The organism is Chelativorans alearensis (genome assembly GCF_010993735.1).
GTDB classification, from domain to species: Bacteria; Pseudomonadota; Alphaproteobacteria; order Rhizobiales; family Rhizobiaceae; genus Chelativorans; species Chelativorans alearense.
Map to the genome: position 1 here is coordinate 149357 of NZ_WQNI01000013.1, position 18429 is coordinate 167785.

Consider the following 18429-nt stretch of genomic DNA (forward strand, 5'->3'; position numbering starts at 1 on the left):
TGCGTCAGTTCTGGCTCCTGTACTTGGCGGCCAGCGCTCTCTCCCGCTCCGGATCGATCCACCAGGAATCGATGTCCACGCCGATATAGTCCGGCTGCTCCTCGGGAATGCCGAACTTGTTCCAGTAGGCGAAGCGCATGGTCGGCTGATAATATTGCGGCACCATGTAGTAGTTCCACAGAAGCACCCGGTCGAGCGCCCGCGTGAGCGCCACCAGCTCCTCACGATCCTCGGCGTATATGATCTTGTCGACCAGCGCGTCGACCACCGGGTCCTTGATGCCGCCCATATTGCGCGAGCCGGGAATGTCGGCTGCCTCGGAGCTCCAATAGTCGCGCTGTTCGTTGCCGGGCGAGTTGGTCTGGGCGAAGCGGCCGGTCGTCGCGTCGAAATCGAAGTTCTGGAGGCGCTGGATATATTGCGAGGTGTCGACGATGCGCAAGGTGGCGGCGATGCCGATCTTCCGCAGATTGGGGATGATGCCACTGGTGATGATTTCGGCGGTGGGCGAGCCGCCGAGGAACTCGATCGTGAACTGCCGGCCCGTCTCCTTGTTCACCATCCGGCCGTCGCGGATCTCCCATCCCGCTTCGCCGAAGAGGCGGACGGCCTCGCGCAGATACTCGCGTTCCGTCCGCGGGGTGTAGACCGGCAGCTTGAACTCCTCGGTGAAGAGATCGGGCGGGAGGGCTTCGCGGAACTCCTCCAGGATTTCCAGCTCACGGCCCTCGGGCAGGCCCGTCGCCGCCAGCTCCGACTTTTCGAAGTAGCTGCTGAAGCGCTTGTTGAGGCCGAAGAAATGCGTGCGGTTCTGCTCCTCGAAATTGTAGGCGAGCGTCAGCGCCTCACGCACCCGCCGGTCTTGGAAGCGAGGTTCGCGCATATTGAAGACGAAGGCCTGCATGGCCTCGATGCTGGCGCTTTCGAACTCACGTTTGACGACATCTCCGGCTTCGACCGCCGGAAAATCGTAGTTCTGCACCCAGCGCCGCGTGCTGACCTCGCGGCGGATGTCCTCGGTACCGCCCTTCTGGAAGGCCAGGAACTCGGCGTTGTCGTCCTGGAAGTAGGTGTAGCGTTGCAGGTCGAAATTGTTGCGGCCGATACTGACCGGCAGGTCGGCGCCCCAATAGTCCTCCACCCGCTCCCAGACGATCTCGGAGCCTGGGTCGAAGCTCTTGATGCGGTAGGGGCCGCTGCCGAGCGGCGGCTCCAGCGTCGGCTCTCTGATATTGCGCTGTCTGCCCCTGGCGTCGGTGCCCTCCCACCAATGCTTCGGCAGCACCGGCAGGTCGCCCATGATGTGCGGCAGCTCGCGGTTGCCGGCCTGGTCGAAGCGGAACTCCACCTCGTGATCCGAAAGCGCCACCGCCTCGGTGACGTTGGCGAAGTAGCGGTTGTGCTGGGGGCTGATCTCCTTCAAGACGTCGAGCGACCAGACGACATCCTCGGCGGTGATGGGTTCGCCGTCATGCCAGTGCGCATCCGGGTCCAGGCGATAGGTGGCGGAGGAATAGTCTTCGGGATATTTGAAGGCTTCGGCGATCAGCGGATGGCTGGTAGAGGGTTCGTCCGGGGATTGCTGCATCAACGTTTCCCAGAGGATGCCACCGAAAAAGGTGAGCCCCGCGGCCGGCGTGCCGCGCACGATGAACGGGTTGAAGCTGTCGAAGGTGCCGAAGACGGCGGAATTCAGCGTCCCGCCCTTCGGTGCGTCCGGGTTCACGTAGTCGTAGCGTTCGAAAGGTTTGGTTTCGACCTCCGGATCGATGAGCGACGAGGATGTGCGCCATTCCTGCGCGCCGGCCGAAACGCTTGCGATCAGAAGCGCGGCCGTCACGCCGGCCAGCAGACCTGCCACCTTCCTGCCGCCCCTCGTCGATCCGTGCAACGCCTGCATCCTCGCTCGCCTCCGCTTGGCTGCCCTTTTTCTGGAAACTAATTCATCCGGCGCCGAAGGCAAATGGGACCGGGCCGAATGGGCCTAGTGGTGCGATCCTGACAGATGGTACCCATCTGTCAGGACAAATCGCCCCACCAGATTAATAGCTTGTGGGCTGACTTTTCCAAACAGATGGGTACCATCTGTTTGGGTCAGACCACTAGAAATCAAAAAGCCGGCACGAAGCCGGCTTTTTCATGATCGGGAACCGCGGCGCTACTCACTGATCGGCTGCCGCCGGCTGCTCCTCTTCGGCAGGCGCGGCGGCCTCGCCGCCATTGGCGCCTTCTTCCGTTCCGGTCTCCTGCTGCTCCGCGGGAGCCTCTTCGGCGCCATCTTCCATGGGAGCCGCCTGCGCGCCACCCTGGGCGGGGGCCTCCTGTGCGCCGGTCTCGGCGGGTGCGGCCTGCCCTTCGTCGGTCGCCTGCCCGTCGTCGCCGGCCTCTCCTTCGCCTTCGGCCGGGGCTTCGGGAAGGGGTGCCGGCTCGTTGGAGAGCGTGCGCAGATAGGCGATGACGTTGGCACGGTCGTCGACGCTCTTCAGCCCGGCAAAGGCCATCGCCGTGCCCGACACCTCGCCCTTTGGATTGGTCAGGAAGTGGTCCAGATTCTCATAGTTCCAGACGGTCTCGCCTCCCTGCGCATATTCCTGCATACCCGCGGAATAGCTGAAGCCGTCGTGGCTGGCGACCGGACGGTCAACGATGCCCCAAAGGTTCGGCCCGACCTTGTTGGGCCCACCCTCCTCTGCCGTGTGGCAGGCCTGGCAACGCTTGAACACGCCCTCACCGGCGGAAGGATCGGCATCCGCGAGAAGCGGCAGCACCGATTCGGGCGCCTCGCCGCCGCCGCCCTCGCCACCCTCGCCCTCACCCTCACCCTCGGGCACGACGATGGCGTAGCCCGGCGTCTCCGGTGCGGGAGAGTGAAAGATGGCGTCGGAAAGCAGGTTGACGGAGAAAACGACGAAAACGACGCCGAGAAGCGCACCGATGATCTTGTTGAGTTCGAACGAGTCCATTCGCCCAGGGGCTCCCTTTATCCGGACGCCCGCGGCGAGGCGGCGTCGTCTGCACCGCTCCCGTGTCCCCCGCGTTCGGCCGTTGCCGGTAAAATCGCGCGGAAACTAGGTCTTTTGCTTCAGCGTTGCAACACATATAAGGCTGTCGCGAGTGAGACGTTTTGCCACTTTCCTTCAAGCCCGCGAGACCGGCCCATCCTTCCATGACAGTGATCGTTCTTATCCCCGCCCGCATGGCATCGACGCGGCTGCCCGGAAAGCCACTGGCCGATATCGCCGGAAAGCCGATGATTGCCCAGGTAGCGGCAAGGGCGCTGGAAAGCGGCGTCGGACGTGTGGTGGTGGCGACGGACACACCGGAAATCGTTGCAGCCCTAAAGGCTGAAGGCATCGAGGCGGTGCTGACCCACGGCGATCACCAGTCAGGATCCGACCGCATCTTCGAGGCACTCGGCATCGTCGATCCCGGCCATGAGGCGGAGATCGTCGTCAATCTCCAAGGCGACCTGCCGACGATCCCCCCCGCCGACATCCACGCCGTCCTGCGCCCGCTGGAAAACGGCGCCGTCGACATCGGCACGCTGGGTGTGGAAATTGTGGACGAAGAAGAAAAGACCGCCCCGAGCGTGGTGAAGATCGTCGGCACGCCGCTCGATGCCGCGTCATCGCGGCTGCGCGCCCTTTATTTCACGCGTGCCACCGCCCCGTGGGGCGAGGGGCCGCTTTACCATCACGTCGGCATCTATGCCTACCGCCGCGCAGCGCTCGAACGTTTCGTCGCGCTCGGGCCCTCGACGCTGGAGATGCGTGAGAGCCTGGAACAGTTGCGTGCGCTGGAGGCGGGCATGCGCATCGATGCCGAGATCGTGCGCTCGGTGCCGCTCGGCGTCGACACGCAGGCGGACCTGGAGCGCGCCAGGGCGATTTTGACATAAGGGCGGATATGAGATGAGGCCGAGCACGACCAACAGGATCGCTTTCCAAGGGGAGCCGGGGGCCAACTCCGATACGGCATGCCGCAACATGTTCCCCGACATGGAGCCGCTGCCCTGTGCCACCTTCGAGGACGCGTTCAACGCGGTGGAGACCGGCAAGGCCGATCTCGCCATGATCCCCATCGAAAACACCATCGCCGGCCGCGTGGCCGACATCCACCACCTGTTGCCTCAATCCAAGCTCTTCATCGTCGGCGAGTATTTCCTGCCCATCCGCTTCCAGCTCATGGTGCTGCCGGGAGTGGAGCAATCGGAGATCAAGGCCGTCTACAGCCATATCCATGCGCTTGGCCAATGCCGCAAGATCATCCGCAAGCATCGCTGGAAGCCAATGGTGGCAGGCGACACGGCAGGTGCCGCGCGCTTCGTGGCGGAAGAGAAGGTGCGCGCCAACGCAGCCCTTGCCCCGCGCCTGGCGGCCGAGCTCTACGGCCTCGACATCCTCGCCGAGGATGTCGACGACACGGACAACAACGTCACCCGCTTCGTGGTCTTGTCGAAGGAGCGGCAATGGGCGAAGCGCGCGACACCGGACCAGCCGATGATCACGACCTTCATCTTCCGCGTGCGCAACGTGCCGGCCGCGCTCTACAAGGCCATGGGCGGCTTCGCCACCAACGGCGTCAACATGACCAAGCTGGAAAGCTACCAGCTCGGCGGCAAGTTCTTCTCCACGCTGTTCTATGCCGACATCGAGGGCCACCCCGAAGACCGCGGGGTGGCGCTGGCACTTGAAGAACTCAGCTTCTTCTCGCGCGAGGTGCGCATCCTCGGCGTCTACGCAGCCCACCCCTTCCGCGCCACGCAGAGCGAGGACGAGGATTAGCGGCGGGATGCCGTGGGCCCTTACCCCCGCCCCACCCAACCGCCGATCAGATGCCGCGCAATGGCGCCTTTCGGGGGTGTCATCAGCCCCGCTTCGTGGGTGCCGGCAAGCATGCGGTGTACTTCCTCGCGGCTGAACCAGCGGCAGCCCTCCAACTCGCTCAGGTCCGGGTCCACCTTCTCGCTGACGGCCTCGGCGATGCAGCCGATCATCAGTGAATAGGGAAACGGCCAGGGCTGGCTCGCCTGGTAGGTCACGCGGCCAACGCGGATGCCCGCCTCCTCGAACGTCTCGCGCCGCACCGCGTTCTCAATGGTCTCGCCGGGCTCGATGAAGCCGGCGAGGCAGGAATACATGCCGGGCGCAAAATGCGGGCTGCGGCCGAGCAGGCATTCGTCCCCCTTGACCGCCAGCATGATGGCGACGGGGTCGGTACGCGGGAAGTGCTCGCGCCCGCATGCCGCGCAGAAGCGCCGGTAGCCGCCGGCGCGCATCACGGTCTCTCCGCCGCAGCGCCCGCAGAAGCGGTGGCTCTCATGCCAGGAAAGAAGGGCAGCACCCTGCGCCAGCGCGCCGAGGTCTTCGCCGCCAAGAAGGCCCTGGATGTAGACCGAGCGGAAGTCGATGGCCTTGAGATTGTCGGGCAACGCCTCCTTCTCGCGGTCGTAGGGCGCCGCCAGCACCGGACCGTGGGCCGTGCGGCCAAGCAGCACGGCATCGCCAAAGCGCGCTTCCAGGGCGTCCGCTTCAGCCATCGAGAAATAGGGGGCGAAGGCGCCGTCCTCCACCTTCAGGCACAGGCGCCCCTCCCGCACCAGCATCAGCCGGGCGACGGGATCCTTAAGGGCTTTCCCGGCGGCGTCGTCGGTACGATGTTCGGACTGCGGGTCGATGAGGTTGCCGGTGAAGGCTATTTGCGTTTCGGCCTGCGCCTCCGGCGGAGCGAAATTCATGCGTTCCTCATCATGTCGGGCCTCATCATATTGGGCCTCATCATTGTCCGGTGTCGCCGCCGAGCCGGCCGCGTATCTTCTCGGCGAATTGGTGCAGGTCCTCCCGGCGGTAAGGCTCGCGCACCCCGTGCCCCCACACCGGGCCCGGCCAGCCGGGGTCGCCCTCGCTGCGCGCGATCACGTGCACGTGCAGTTGGCGCACGATGTTGCCGAGCGCCGCACAGTTGATCTTGGTGCAGCCCGTCAATTCCTTCAGCGTCTTCGACACCAGGTTGGTCTCGAAGCTCAGCATCGCCTGGTCGAGCGGGGTGAGATCGTGGATCTCCTCGATGCCCGGCCGCTGCGGGATCAGCAGGAGCCACGGCCACCGCCTGTCGTCGCGGATACGCAGGTCGCACAGACCCAGCCACACGACGGGCAGACTCTCCTCCTCCAGCCGCGCGTCGAGCGCGAATCCTCGCTTTTTGCCCGGAAGCAATGCTCTCTCCCTTGTCCTGGAACGAAGGCTAGAGTGCGTCTGGCGCCGCTGCAAGCCCTTCCTTCGATCCCGAATGCCCTTGCATTTGCCGGCGCGATTGACGATATGGGGCGCGGGAGGTTGGTGGTGGACGCGCCACTCGCCAACCGGGTCAGGTCCGGAAGGAAGCAGCCCTAACGAGCTTCGGCACGGGTCACCGTGCCAGCCTCCCACCTTTTTCCACGCTGCACCATTGACGCGGCAACGCCTCGAAGGGGAAACTCGCCGCAATCGAGCGGTGGAGATTCCCCCCTTCCGCAACGCCGACCACGGGAGCGCGACAAGCCTATGAACGACGCCGGGCAGACGGACAAGGCCAAGGCCGGCGCCTACCGGGTCCTGGCGCGCAAATATCGCCCGCGCGACTTTTCCGCCCTCATCGGCCAGGAGCCGATGGTGCGCACGCTCACCAACGCCTTCTCCGCCGGGCGCATCGCCCAGGCATGGATGCTGACAGGCGTGCGCGGAGTGGGCAAGACGACGACGGCGCGCATCCTGGCGCGCGCGCTGAACTACAAGACCGACACGGTCGACCAGCCCTCGATCAATCTCGAGACGCTTGGCGAGCACTGCGAGGCCATCCTGGAAGGCCGCCATGTCGACGTGATCGAGATGGACGCCGCCTCGCATACGGGCATCGACGATATCCGCGACATCATCGAACAGGTGCGCTACGCACCGGTCTCGGCGCGCTACAAGGTCTACATCATCGACGAGGTTCACATGCTCTCCAACCAGGCCTTCAACGGCCTGTTGAAGACGCTGGAAGAGCCGCCGCCGCATGTGAAGTTCATCTTCGCCACCACAGAAATCCGCAAGGTCCCGATCACCATCCTGTCGCGCTGTCAGCGCTTCGACTTGAGGCGCATCGATGCGGCGGTGATCAAGACCGACCTTTCCCGCATCGGCGGGCTTGAGGGTGTCGAGGCGGAGGACGAGGCGCTGGCGATGATCGCCCGTGCCGCCGAAGGCTCCATGCGCGACGCGCAGTCGATCTTCGACCAGGCGATCGCGCATTCCTCCGGCAAGGTGACGGCCGAGACCGTGCGCGACATGCTGGGCCTTGCCGACCGCGCCCGCGTCATCGACCTGTTCGAGCATCTGATGAAGGGCGATGTCGCCGCGGCGCTGGCCGAATTCCGCGCCCAGTACGACACCGGCGCGGACCCGGCCACGGTGCTGACCGACCTTGCCCAATTCAACCATCTGGTCACGCGGCTGCGCTTCGTGCCGGAGGCTGCGGGCGATGCCGCGCTGTCGGAGGCCGAGCGCGAGCGCGGGCTGGCGTTTTCCAAGGCGCTCTCCGTGCGCGTTCTCTCGCGCGCCTGGCAGATGCTGCTCAAGGGCATCCAGGAAGTGCAGTCGTCCAACACGCCGGTGGCGGCCGGCGAGATGGTGCTGATCCGCATCGCGCACGCCGCCGATCTGCCCACCCTCGACGAGGCATTGAAGGCGCTGGAGGATGTGCCTGCCGGGACGGCGGGCACACATGCGCCGTCGGGCCAGGCAGCCGCTGCCCCGGCCGCTGCGCCCGCAGGCAACGGCGGCGCGCAGGCGGTCGCCTCCGCACGCATGCCGGCAAGCGGCGGCGGGCAGACCATGCGGCTGGTGCGCGAGGCGCCGCGGGAAGAGGAGGCGCCCGCACCCGCGGCAGCCCCCGACCCCGAACCGGAGACGGTTCCGCTGACGTCGCTGGCCGACATCGCGGAGTTGGCGGAGGCCAACCGCGACATGGCCTTCAAGGTGCAGTTCAAGCGCTGCGTCCGTCTCGTGCGCATCGAGCCGGAAAGGCTTGCCGTCAACCTGACGGAGGACGCGCCGAAGACGCTTCTGAACGATCTGACGAACCGCCTGCAGAAATGGACCGGCCGACGCTGGATCGTCTCGCTGTCGCGCGAGGCGGGCGGCAAGACGCTGGCCGAGGAGGAGAACGGCCGCCGCGAAACCGCGCTCGCCGACGCGCGCGCCGACCCGGCCGTGGCCGCCATCCTGCAAAGCTTTCCCGGTGCGCGCATCCTGGATGTGCGCATTCCCGACGCGGTGGCGGAAGAGGCGACCGGCGATGCCGTGCCGCCCGAGCCGGACGCCGAAGACGATGATATCTAAGCGCGATTGGAGACGAACATGCGCGACCTGATGGGCATGATGAGCAAGGCCAAGGAGATGCAGGCCAAATTCCAGGCCATGCAGGAAGAGATCGCCACCATGGAGGCCGAGGGCCAATCCGGCGGCGGCGCCGTCAAGGTGGTGCTCTCGGGCCGCTTCGAGATGAAGAAGCTCCATATCGACCCCTCGCTCTTCAAGGAGGACGACGTGGAGATCCTCGAGGATCTGATCCTGGCCGCCCACAACGACGCCAAGGCGAAGGTCGAAACGGAGATGAAGAAGAAGACCGAGGAGATGACGGCCGGCCTGCCGATCCCGCCGGGAATGAAGCTGCCCTTTTGAGATGTCAGGGGATTTCCCGCTCCATCTCGACTGCCGGGAGGGCGATGCCGGGGGCGAACTCGACCTCGATGCGGCGGATGGGCCGGAAGCCGACCGATGCGTAGAACCTTTCCGCCGGCAGGGTGGACTGGCTCTTGATGAGGCGCATGCCGGCAGCGGCCGCTTCGGCAAGGCAACGCTCGACGAGCATACGCGCAATGCCCTTGCGCAGATGTGCGGGATGCGTGGCGAAATGGCGGATATGCGCCACGCCCTCCTCGATCTCGCCGGTGCCGGGCTTCTCCATCGTCCAGCCGCCGCAGCCGGCCGGCTCGCCATCCGCCACGACGACGAAATAGGTGCCGCTTGCAAGCAGCTTCGGGTTCGCCTGCGACATGATCGGGAGGGCCTTTGCAAGCTTCTCCGGCTCGTAGGAGCCGTCGGCGAGTGTGGCGTAGGAAGCGGCGATGAGGTCCGACAAAATGTCGAGGTCGCCGGGCGTGGCGACACGGATGGCGATATCGGCCATGGCGGGCGTCTCCTCGGCGTTTGGAGCCGCCCGGCAGCATAGCCAACGGCGGTGCAGGCGCTACCCAATTCTTTCGTTCCCGGTTAAACCGTCCTCATGTCCAAGCGAATCGCCGGCCCCGAGATCGAACGCCTGATACAGCTCCTGGCCAAGGTGCCGGGGCTGGGGCCGCGCTCGGCCAGGCGGGCGGCACTGCACCTGATCAAAAAGAAGGAACAGCTCTTCGAGCCGCTTTCGGCGGCGATGAACGAGGCGCTGGAGAAGGTGCGGGTGTGCTCGGTCTGCGGCAACGTCGATACCGCCGACCCCTGCTCCATCTGCACCGACCCGCGGCGCGATGCGGCGACGCTGATCGTGGTGGAGGACGTTGCCGACCTCTGGGCGCTGGAGCGCGCGGCGGCGATGAACGTGCGCTACCACGTGCTGGGTGGCACGCTGTCGCCGCTCGACGGCGTCGGGCCGGACGACCTCAACATCGCAGGGCTGGTGAATCGCGTTGCCGAGGGCGGCATTGCCGAGATCATCCTCGCCGTCAACGCCACCGTCGAGGGGCAGACGACCGCCCATTACATCACCGACCAGATGGCCGATATGGGGGTGAAGGTGACACGTCTGGCGCACGGCGTGCCGGTGGGCGGGGAGCTCGACTACCTCGACGAGGGCACGCTTGCCGCGGCGCTGAAATCGCGTACGGTGTTTTGACGCGGAAGCGCGGGAGGAGGGAATGAGTAGACTGACGCCAATCCTGACTGTCGTCCTCGTCGTATTTTCATCCTTCATCGCCCCCTCCCCTGCCACGGCACAGAACGTCTCCAACCTCTTCGCCCAATGGCTTCAGGCCGACCTGTGGCCGGAGGCCCGCGTGCGCGGCATCTCGCCCGCCACCTTCAACGCCGCCTTCGCCGGCGTGCGGCCCAATCTGGAACTGCCGGACCTGGTGATGCCGGGCGAGAGCGCGCCGCGGGCCACCGCGCAGCACCAGGCCGAGTTCCGGGCGCCGTCGGCCTATTTCGACCATATCGGCGGCGTGGTTTCGGGCGGCAGGCGGTTGGTCAGCCAGCATGCGGCGACGCTTGCGGCGATCGAGAAGCGCTTTGGGGTGCCGCGCGGCATCGTGCTGGCGATCTGGGGGCGCGAATCGGGCTTTGGCGCTGCCAAGATCCCGCACAACGCTTTCGAGGTGCTGGGAACCAAGGCTTTCCTCGCGACGCGCAAGGAGATGTTCCGCGAGGAGGTGCTGGCGGCGCTGGAAATGGTGGAAAAGCGGGGCGTGGGGCCGCAGACGATGCGCTCGTCCTGGGCCGGCGCCATGGGGCAACCGCAGTTCCTGCCGTCCTCCTACCTGAAATACGCGGTCGATTTCGACGGTGACGGGCGGGCCGACATCTGGAACTCGGTGCCCGACACGCTTGCCTCCATCGCCAATTACCTTGCTAGCCACGGCTGGGTGCGCGGGCGCGACTGGGGCTTCGAGGTGACGGTGCCGCAGGGCATCTCCTGCGCCGAGGAGGGGCCGGACCGGGGCCGGCGCATCGCCGACTGGGCGGCGGCGGGGATCGCCCGCGTGGGCGGCAAGGCCTTTCCAGCGCACGAGATTGAGGGCGAGGGCTATCTGATGATGCCGGCGGGCCGGCTGGGGCCGGCCTTCATCGTGACGCCGAACTTTTACCGGCTGAAGGATTATAACGAGAGCGACCTCTACGCGCTCTTCGTCGGCCATGCGGGCGACCGCATCATGTATGGGGACATGGCCTTTGCCACCGGGTGGAGCCGTGTCGACGGCTTGAGCCGTGCCGATATCGCCGCCATGCAGCGGGCGCTGGAACGCCAAGGCCACGATGTCGGCGGCGCCGACGGGCTTGCCGGCTTCAAGACGCGGCGCTCCATCGGCCGGTGGCAGGCGAAGGCGGGCCAGGCCGCCACCTGCTTTCCCGATAGAGACCTGGCGCGGCAACTCGGATAAGCTGCCCCGGTTACCGGGCGGGGGCATCGCGTACTGTATTTTTTCAGGCAGTATTCGGGTTTTCAGGCAGAATCCAAAGGAGGGTCTCCCGTGAATCGCTTCAAACCGCTCGCAGGCCTTGGCGTCATCGCCTTTGCCGGCGTCATCCTGTCCGCCTGCACCGTCGTCGTCGAAGAGGGGACCGAGCGCCCGCGCCCGCCGCGCCCGCAAATCTGCACCCAGGAATACGCACCCGTCTGCGCCCGCCGCGGCGAGCGCCTGCGCACCTTCCCCAACGCCTGCTTCGCGCGGGCCGACGGCTACAGCCCGCTGCACCGGGGCGAATGCCGGGCCCAGTCGATCCGGCCGCCCCGGCCCGACCGGCCGCAATTCTGCACCAGGGAATACGCACCCGTCTGCGCCCGGCGCGGCAACCGGCTGCGCACGTTCGGCAACGCCTGCGAGGCGGAGGCCGCCGATTACCGCATCCTCGGGCCTGGCGAGTGCTGAGGTGAGCCAGGCGGGGCACCCCGCCGGGGCCGCCTGCCTTTTCGCGGGGGGTGCGGGCTGGCCTTTCTCGGTGGGCGCTGTCCCGCCATGCGCTCAAGCTCGTGCCTGATCTCGTCTCGCAGTGGCTCGATGATCTCCGGGTCGAGCGGCACGCAGGGCGGGATCAGGGGTTTCAGCGGGAAGCTCCAGTCGTCCTCCGGGCGGCGGCCGAGGCAATCGCGGTTGCGGCGGCACTTGCCGATGCGGCAGGTGTGGTGGGAGCCGAGCGTCGCGCAGAGCGCCTGGAACAGCCGCAGATAGATGCCGAGCTTGTCGTAATGCTCGGCGCGGTCGCGCTCGAAGATCGCCCATTGCTCGTCGGTGCGCCAGGCGGAGCGCTCCATCGGCGGCACCTTGAAAAGGGGATACCAGTTATACGCGCCTTCGACCGGGTTCCTTTCGTCGGGGTTTTCGGGTCCGTCCATCGCGGCTTCCTTTCCTTCGTGTTTCGGGTCCTTCGTGTTTCGGGAGATTGCGGGCACGCGCTTTTCCTTCCCGCCGGTGGGCCGGCGGGTGGGTGGGCAGTTTGGGGAGACGGGCGGCCTTCGTGTCGCCAGTCAAATTATTTTCGCGACCCTCGGGCCGCCCGTCCGGCGTTCTTAAGTCTCCGCCCGTTCCGCTTCCACGAAGCCGGATCCGGAAGGCTTTGAGCCTTCCACGACAGGGCGCTCCGCGCCCCCGTCTCCCCGGCTCCCTTTTAAAGTGCACCGTCCGGCACGCGCCGCCCGTAGTGGCGGCAGGGGAACCCTTGGGCGGAGCCTCCCCGGGCCGGCCGCCACGTTAGCGGCCCGCCGGAGGCGCCGGCCCCTCCCCGCGAGACCGCCGTCGCGATCCACGTTCCCGCGGGAGGGACGGGGAGCATGATAGGGGAAGGCGGGGGAGCGGGGATAAAATGGGGGTGAAAAAATTTGGAAATGTAGGGGGATCAATGGGTTGGGGGGAAGGAGGGGTGGATTTTATCCACGCCTAGAGGAGTATAGGTTTCGCCTGCTAGCGGGCTTCGCCTGCGCTCAGGCATCGTCCTCGGGCTACGCTCGGAGATGATCAAGGGACAGGCAAGACTCCTTCCGCAGTCCGACCGGAACTAGAAGGAAGGTTTATGTTGAATACGGCGCGGGAACATACGTCGGCGTTCTTTGAGCGCTTCACGACGGGCTTTATTCACGTCGCGACGTCGCGTTGAGTTCTTTACAGATGGCGGAGCCTTCACTGATTTTGGCTTAGCTAACCTGTTACGCTTAGTCTTGTGCACTTCTTGTTCTTGCGATGAACGAACCGAGCGTGCGACCTCCTCAACCGCATATGCCTGCCTTTCAAGAATTTCGAGAGCCTTAGTTTGAAACTCACTAGACGACCGGTTGCCTTCGTAAGAGAGATAAAGAGCAACTAGCGCAATGAAAATTGAAATTACTGATGCGAGAGGAACATTCTTGAGAATTTTCCCCAATTGCGGGTCTATAGTTTCGGCCTGCTGGATAACTTCTTCGGGTGTTATTTCCTGAGCCTGAGCTTTCCGAGCGATCTCTTGGAGCTGATCAAGTATCATCCGTGTTAACGGAGGTCCGGAAACAAGCTCAAGACCTCGACCGCGCTCGCTAAACGTACCGTCGACAAGGAAAGCCATTTGCCCACAGTTGGGACAAGTCATACGACTGCCTGTCACTGTGACATTGAGGCTGTTCTCGATATGAATTCCGCCGCTGCCATCGAAGATAAAGCCGCAATATGGACAATAGCCAGGTATGCTCGCCACCGATTACCCGCCCCATGCTGCTGAGAGCCAGCGTTCATTCCCGTAAACCCGAGTAGCAGCATAGTGGAAAAATGTTGTTACCCAAAGAGGCGCGATCGAGGCTGATGAGGAACAGGCAGGTTTCTTCGACATGCGCAATATGAGGGTGGGTGCCGAGCGCCCTCGTGGTTCGACAGGCTCACCATGAGGGCTACTGGGATGCCCGGGCTTTTCTAACGCTTGAGTAGTTCGCCAAAGAGTTTGCACCCTGCTCTGCTGTGGCGGCGAGCGCTATGCTTCAGTAGCCCTCATGGTGAGCCTGTCGAACCACGAGGGTGCTTGGCGTCTGCCTCAATCCCCCATCTTCAGCGCCTGGATGAACGCCTCCTGGGGGATGTCGACCTTGCCGAACTGGCGCAAATAGTGGAAAAATGTTGTTACCCAAAGAGGCGCGATCGAGGCTGATGAGGAACAGGCAGGTTTCTTCGACATGCGCAATATGAGGGTGGGTGCTTGGCGTCTGCCTCAATCCCCCATCTTCAGCGCCTGGATGAACGCCTCCTGGGGGATGTCGACCTTGCCGAACTGGCGCATCTTCTTCTTGCCCTCTTTCTGCTTGTCGAGGAGCTTGCGCTTGCGGGTGACGTCGCCGCCGTAGCATTTGGCGGTCACGTCTTTTCTGAGGGCAGAGATGGTTTCGCGGGCGATGACCTTGCCGCCTATCGCCGCCTGGATGGGGATCTTGAACAGGTGGTGCGGGATCAGCTCCTTCAGCTTCTCGCACATGGCGCGGCCGCGGCGATCGGCCTGGGAGCGGTGGACCAGCATGGACAGGGCGTCGACGGGCTCCTCGTTGACGAGGATCGACATCTTGACGAGGTCGCCCTCGCGGTAGTCGGTGAGTGTGTAATCGAAGGAGGCGTAGCCGCGGCTGATAGACTTCAGGCGGTCGTAGAAATCGAACACGACTTCGTTGAGCGGCAGGTCGTAGACCAGCATGGCGCGGCTGCCGGCGTAGGACAGGTCGGCCTGGATGCCGCGGCGGTCCTGGCAGAGCTTCAGGATGGAGCCCAGATACTCGTCGGGGGTCATGATCGTGGCGCGGATCCACGGCTCCTCGATCGAGGCGATCTTCATGACGTCCGGCATGTCGGCCGGGTTGTGCAGCTCGATCTGCGAGCCGTCGGTGAGGTTTATCCGGTAGACGACGCTGGGCGCGGTGGCGATCAGGTCGAGATCGAACTCGCGGGTGAGCCGCTCCTGGATGATCTCGAGGTGGAGGAGGCCGAGGAAGCCGCAGCGGAAGCCGAAGCCGAGGGCGGCGGAGGTTTCCATCTCGTAGGAGAAGCTGGCGTCGTTGAGGCGCAGCTTGCCGACGGCGGCGCGCAGGTCTTCGAAATCGGCGGCGTCTACCGGGAAGAGGCCGCAGAAGACGACGGGCTGGGCGGGCTTGAAGCCCGGCAGGGCCTTTTGCGTGGGGCGGCGGTCGTCGGTGATGGTGTCGCCGACGCGGGTGTCGGCCACCTCCTTGATAGAGGCGGTGATGAAGCCGATCTCGCCGGGGCCCAGCGCATCGACCATGACCATCTTGGGGGTGATGACGCCGACACGGTCGATCGGGTATTTGGCGCCGGTGCCCATCATGCGCACGGTCTGGCCCTTTTTCAGGACGCCGTCGATAATGCGGACGAGGACGATGACGCCGAGATAGGCATCGTACCATGAATCGACCAGGAGCGCCTTGAGCGGGGCTTCGGCATCGCCTTCGCGCGGCGGGGGCAGGCGGGTGACGATGGCCTCCAGCACCTCGTCGACGCCGAGGCCGGTCTTGGCGGAGATCATCACGGCGTTCGAGGCGTCGAGGCCGATGACGTCCTCGATCTGCTGGCGGATGCGCTCGGGCTCGGCGGCGGGAAGGTCCACCTTGTTCAAAACGGGGACGATCTCGTGGTCGTTGTCGAGCGCCTGGTAGACATTGGCAAGGGTCTGGGCTTCCACGCCTTGAGAGGCGTCGACGACGAGGAGGGAGCCTTCGCAGGCGGCCAGCGAGCGCGAGACCTCGTAGGCGAAGTCGACATGGCCTGGGGTGTCGATGAGGTTCAGGACGTAGTGCTGGCCATCCCTGGCGTCGTATTCGAGGCGGACGGTGTTGGCCTTGATGGTGATGCCGCGCTCGCGCTCGATGTCCATGGCGTCGAGCACCTGCTCCTTCATCTCACGCTCTTCGAGCGAGCCCGTCATCTGGATGAGCCGGTCGGCGAGCGTCGACTTGCCATGGTCGATGTGGGCGACGATGGAGAAGTTGCGAATACGGGAAAGGGGCGTGTCTGTCATGGCCGCGCGTATAGAGATATGCGGCGGCGAAGGGAAGCCTATGATTTTCACCCGCGGGGCGGCGGGGGCGGCGGCCCGGCCGCCGCCATGCCGCGCGAAGGGCGCAACCCTTCTCAACCCAGCATAGGCGCTTAACCGAAACTTCACGTTATGCGCACATTTTCCCGCTCGGCGGCTTGCGCCATGGGGATGGCGCCGGGTCGCGCATTGGGGGATATCGATGCTCGATCTTTTCGGCCTTGGGGCCGACAGCGGCGCGCAGCTGATTTCGGCCGAAAGCCTCGTCTATATGGCGATGGCGGCGGGTGCGCTGGCGGTATTGTGCCTGCTGGCGGCGGAGATCCGGCGCTTGAGGCGGCATCAGCCGGCGGCGGCCGAGGACGGCGATCCCTCGCAAACGATCGACAAGGCGGTGCGCGGCCTGCGCCTGCGCTATTTCATCGTGATGGGAGTGCTGACCGTGCCGGCGGTGGCGTTCATCGTGGCGTCGCACTACGTCAATGCACGGTTTTCCAACGCCACCTCGATGGCGGTGCTGGTGGCCGAGGCATCCGAGACGGCGGAACGAGCCTCGCGCACGGCCATTGCCATGGCCGCAGAGCGCGGTAACGACGTCGCCTGGGCCGAGAAGGCCCTGGAGGTGAGCGCCGACCGGCTCGACCGTGCGATCGGCCGGATGACGGTGCTGTGGGAGCGGCTCGACGGCAGTCTCAAGGCCGACCTCATGGCACCGACGCCCTATGGGAAGATGGAGCCCGTGGCACTGCTGCGGCAGTTCCATGACGAGCTTAACGCGGCGGCGGCGGGCGGGGCGGAGGAGCGCGCGTCCGCGGGCAAACTGCTCGACGGGACGATCGGCTACCTGGTGCAGCCGGCGCTGGGAGAGATGTCCGAGGCGCTGCGCGAATTCAACCGCCGGCTGGCCGGCCAGGTGAAGGTGACCATCAACGCGATTGCCGTGGCGCTGGCGGCATTTGCGGCGGCGATCCTCGTTTTCATCTTCCTGCCGATGGACCGCTCCATCCGCCATGCGCTGGCGCGGCTGAAGACGGCAATCGAGGGCGCGAAGGCGGCGGACAAGGCGAAATCGGAGTTCCTGGCCAATATGAGCCATGAGATCAGGACGCCGATGAACGGCGTGCTCGGCATGGCGGAACTGATGGCGGCGACCGAACTCGACGCGCGGCAGCGCACCTATAACGACGTGATCATGAAGTCCGGAGACCAGCTCCTGACCATCATCAACGACATCCTGGACTATTCCAAGATCGAGGCGGGCCACGCCAAGATCGACGCTGCCCCTTTCGATCTGGCCGAGGCGGTGGAGGACGTGGCCACGCTGGTGGCGGCGCGTGCCTCGGAGAAGAACCTGGAGCTGATCGTGCGCATCGACCCCGAACTATCGCGCTGGGTGGTGGGGGATGTCGGGCGCATCCGGCAGGTGCTGACCAACCTTGCCGGCAACGCGGTGAAGTTCACCGAGCGGGGGCATGTGCTTGTCGAAGTGTCGCGCGAGGGGCCGGAGGCGCTCTTTTCGGTGAGCGATACTGGGATCGGCATTCCCGAGGACAAGGTCGCCAGCGTGTTCGAGAAGTTCAGCCAGGCCGACACCTCCTCGACCCGGCGCCATGAGGGGACGGGACTGGGCCTTGCCATCGCCGCAAGGCTGGTGGAGCTGATGGGCGGGGCGATCGGCGTGGAAAGCCGGCCCGGGGACGGGTCCAGATTTCATTTCCGCGTCCCGCTTCCCGCGTGCGAGGGGCCGCGCGAAGAGGCGGAACCGGAGACGGCGGCCGAGGGCGGGCGCATCCTCATCGTCGACGACAACGCGATCAACCGGCGCATCCTGACCGAGCAGACGCGCAACTGGGGCTTCGATTCCTGCGCGGTGGAGAGCGGCGAGATGGCGCTTGCCTTCCTGACCGAGGCGGAGCGGCTGGGAGCGGCGGTCGACCTCGTCATCCTCGATTACCAGATGCCGGGGATGAATGGCGCGGAGATGCTGCGGCGGCTGCGGGAGACGGGCGCGCGCACCGGCGTCATCCTCCTGACCTCAGTGGACGACATGCTGGCGCTGCGCGAACTGAAGGCCGCCGGGGCGCAGGCGATCCTGACGAAGCCGGCGCGTTCGGCACTGTTGCGCGAGACCATATCCGAAGTGAGTGCCAAGGCGCGGCGCACGGTGCGGGCGGAACAGCCGGCGCCGGAGGTAAAGGGCGCCGTGCCGGCGGCGCGGACCGAAGCCGTGCCGGATGGGGAGATCGACATCCTGGTGGCCGAGGACAACGAGGTGAACCAGCTCGTCCTGCGACAGATCCTCGACGGCACCGGGCGGCGCTATATGGTTGCGGAGAACGGGCGCGAGGCGCTGGCGCTGTGGCGCAGCCGCCATCCGGCGCTGATCATCATGGACGTTTCCATGCCGGAGATGAACGGGCTCGAAGCGACGGAAGCGATCCGCCGGGCGGAGGCGGAAGAGGGGCTTCGGCGCACGCCCATCGTCGGCCTGACGGCACATGCGCTGGAAGGCGACCGGGAGCGCTGCCTGAAGGCCGGTATGGACGACTATATGACGAAGCCGGTCTCGCCGGCGCGGCTGGAGGCCAAGGTGGACGAATGGCTGCCGGCGGCGGAGGTGGCTTTGGGAGCGGGATAAGCGCGC

At 65.5% G+C, this 18429-nt stretch carries 16 protein-coding genes and 1 other RNA gene; 9 read left to right on the forward strand and 8 right to left on the reverse strand.

The genetic code is table 11. The annotated features are described in order from the left end of the window. Nucleotides 1–4 precede the first annotated feature (4 nt). Both GPJ75_RS19580 and GPJ75_RS19585 read right to left on the reverse strand, forming a co-directional pair. Nucleotides 5–1900 carry an extracellular solute-binding protein gene (locus tag GPJ75_RS19580; RefSeq protein WP_163270437.1) on the reverse strand — a complete coding sequence of 632 codons (1896 nt, stop codon included), beginning with the start codon at nucleotides 1898–1900 and terminating at the stop codon, nucleotides 5–7. A 262-nt stretch (nucleotides 1901–2162) separates the two neighbouring features. Further along, complete coding sequence (locus GPJ75_RS19585; protein ID WP_163270438.1) at nucleotides 2163–2963, reverse strand: c-type cytochrome; 801 nt, start codon at nucleotides 2961–2963, stop codon at nucleotides 2163–2165. Between the two features lie 203 nt (nucleotides 2964–3166). On the opposite strand from GPJ75_RS19585, the gene GPJ75_RS19590 reads away from it, so the two are divergent. Further along, entirely contained in the window at nucleotides 3167–3898 is a 732-nt protein-coding gene (locus GPJ75_RS19590) for a 3-deoxy-manno-octulosonate cytidylyltransferase (RefSeq protein WP_163270439.1), read from the forward strand. A gap of 13 nt (nucleotides 3899–3911) precedes the next feature. Further along, nucleotides 3912–4784: a prephenate dehydratase gene (locus GPJ75_RS19595; RefSeq protein ID WP_163270440.1), complete on the forward strand. Its 873-nt coding sequence runs from the start codon at nucleotides 3912–3914 to the stop codon at nucleotides 4782–4784. Between the two features lie 20 nt (nucleotides 4785–4804). Here the strand turns inward: GPJ75_RS19595 and nudC are convergent, their stop codons facing one another. Beyond that, nucleotides 4805–5737 carry an NAD(+) diphosphatase gene (gene nudC, locus GPJ75_RS19600; RefSeq protein WP_163270442.1) on the reverse strand — a complete coding sequence of 311 codons (933 nt, stop codon included), beginning with the start codon at nucleotides 5735–5737 and terminating at the stop codon, nucleotides 4805–4807. A 40-nt stretch (nucleotides 5738–5777) separates the two neighbouring features. After that, nucleotides 5778–6215 (reverse strand): HIT family protein, encoded by a 438-nt coding sequence (locus GPJ75_RS19605; RefSeq protein WP_163270444.1) that lies wholly within the window; start codon nucleotides 6213–6215, stop codon nucleotides 5778–5780. A gap of 115 nt (nucleotides 6216–6330) precedes the next feature. Between GPJ75_RS19605 and ffs the strand changes: the two genes are divergently transcribed. From ffs to GPJ75_RS19620, 3 genes are all read left to right on the forward strand, one after another. Further along, nucleotides 6331–6428: signal recognition particle sRNA small type (ffs, locus tag GPJ75_RS19610), an RNA gene on the forward strand. Between the two features lie 114 nt (nucleotides 6429–6542). Beyond that, nucleotides 6543–8360: a DNA polymerase III subunit gamma/tau gene (locus tag GPJ75_RS19615; protein ID WP_163270446.1), complete on the forward strand. Its 1818-nt coding sequence runs from the start codon at nucleotides 6543–6545 to the stop codon at nucleotides 8358–8360. Between the two features lie 18 nt (nucleotides 8361–8378). Continuing rightward, complete coding sequence (locus GPJ75_RS19620) at nucleotides 8379–8702, forward strand: YbaB/EbfC family nucleoid-associated protein (RefSeq protein WP_159588720.1); 324 nt, start codon at nucleotides 8379–8381, stop codon at nucleotides 8700–8702. A 4-nt stretch (nucleotides 8703–8706) separates the two neighbouring features. On the opposite strand, the gene GPJ75_RS19625 is transcribed toward GPJ75_RS19620, so the two are convergent. Further along, nucleotides 8707–9210: a GNAT family N-acetyltransferase gene (locus GPJ75_RS19625; protein WP_163270448.1), complete on the reverse strand. Its 504-nt coding sequence runs from the start codon at nucleotides 9208–9210 to the stop codon at nucleotides 8707–8709. Between the two features lie 96 nt (nucleotides 9211–9306). Between GPJ75_RS19625 and recR the strand changes: the two genes are divergently transcribed. The 3 genes from recR (at nucleotide 9307) to GPJ75_RS19640 (ending at nucleotide 11662) form a co-directional block, all read left to right on the forward strand. Then, entirely contained in the window at nucleotides 9307–9912 is a 606-nt protein-coding gene (gene recR, locus GPJ75_RS19630) for a recombination mediator RecR (RefSeq protein ID WP_163270450.1), read from the forward strand. 22 nt (nucleotides 9913–9934) lie between these two features. Beyond that, nucleotides 9935–11173 (forward strand): lytic murein transglycosylase, encoded by a 1239-nt coding sequence (locus GPJ75_RS19635; protein ID WP_163270452.1) that lies wholly within the window; start codon nucleotides 9935–9937, stop codon nucleotides 11171–11173. Nucleotides 11174–11263: 90 nt separating this feature from the next. Beyond that, nucleotides 11264–11662, forward strand: a complete 399-nt coding sequence (locus GPJ75_RS19640) for a Kazal-type serine protease inhibitor domain-containing protein (protein WP_163270455.1) — start codon at nucleotides 11264–11266, stop codon at nucleotides 11660–11662. Here GPJ75_RS19640 and GPJ75_RS19645 read toward each other — a convergent pair. From GPJ75_RS19645 to lepA, 3 genes are all read right to left on the reverse strand, one after another. After that, on the reverse strand, nucleotides 11632–12126 hold the full coding sequence (locus tag GPJ75_RS19645; protein ID WP_163270460.1) for a hypothetical protein: 495 nt from the start codon (nucleotides 12124–12126) through the stop codon (nucleotides 11632–11634). The genes GPJ75_RS19640 and GPJ75_RS19645 overlap by 31 nt on opposite strands. 659 nt (nucleotides 12127–12785) lie before the next feature. Further along, nucleotides 12786–13454: a hypothetical protein gene (locus GPJ75_RS19650; RefSeq protein ID WP_163270462.1), complete on the reverse strand. Its 669-nt coding sequence runs from the start codon at nucleotides 13452–13454 to the stop codon at nucleotides 12786–12788. Nucleotides 13455–13958: 504 nt separating this feature from the next. Further along, complete coding sequence (lepA, locus tag GPJ75_RS19655; RefSeq protein ID WP_163270464.1) at nucleotides 13959–15767, reverse strand: translation elongation factor 4; 1809 nt, start codon at nucleotides 15765–15767, stop codon at nucleotides 13959–13961. A 220-nt stretch (nucleotides 15768–15987) separates the two neighbouring features. On the opposite strand from lepA, the gene GPJ75_RS19660 reads away from it, so the two are divergent. Next, a complete protein-coding gene (locus tag GPJ75_RS19660; RefSeq protein WP_163270466.1) occupies nucleotides 15988–18423 on the forward strand; it encodes a hybrid sensor histidine kinase/response regulator in 2436 nt (811 codons plus the stop codon). Nucleotides 18424–18429 lie beyond the last annotated feature (6 nt).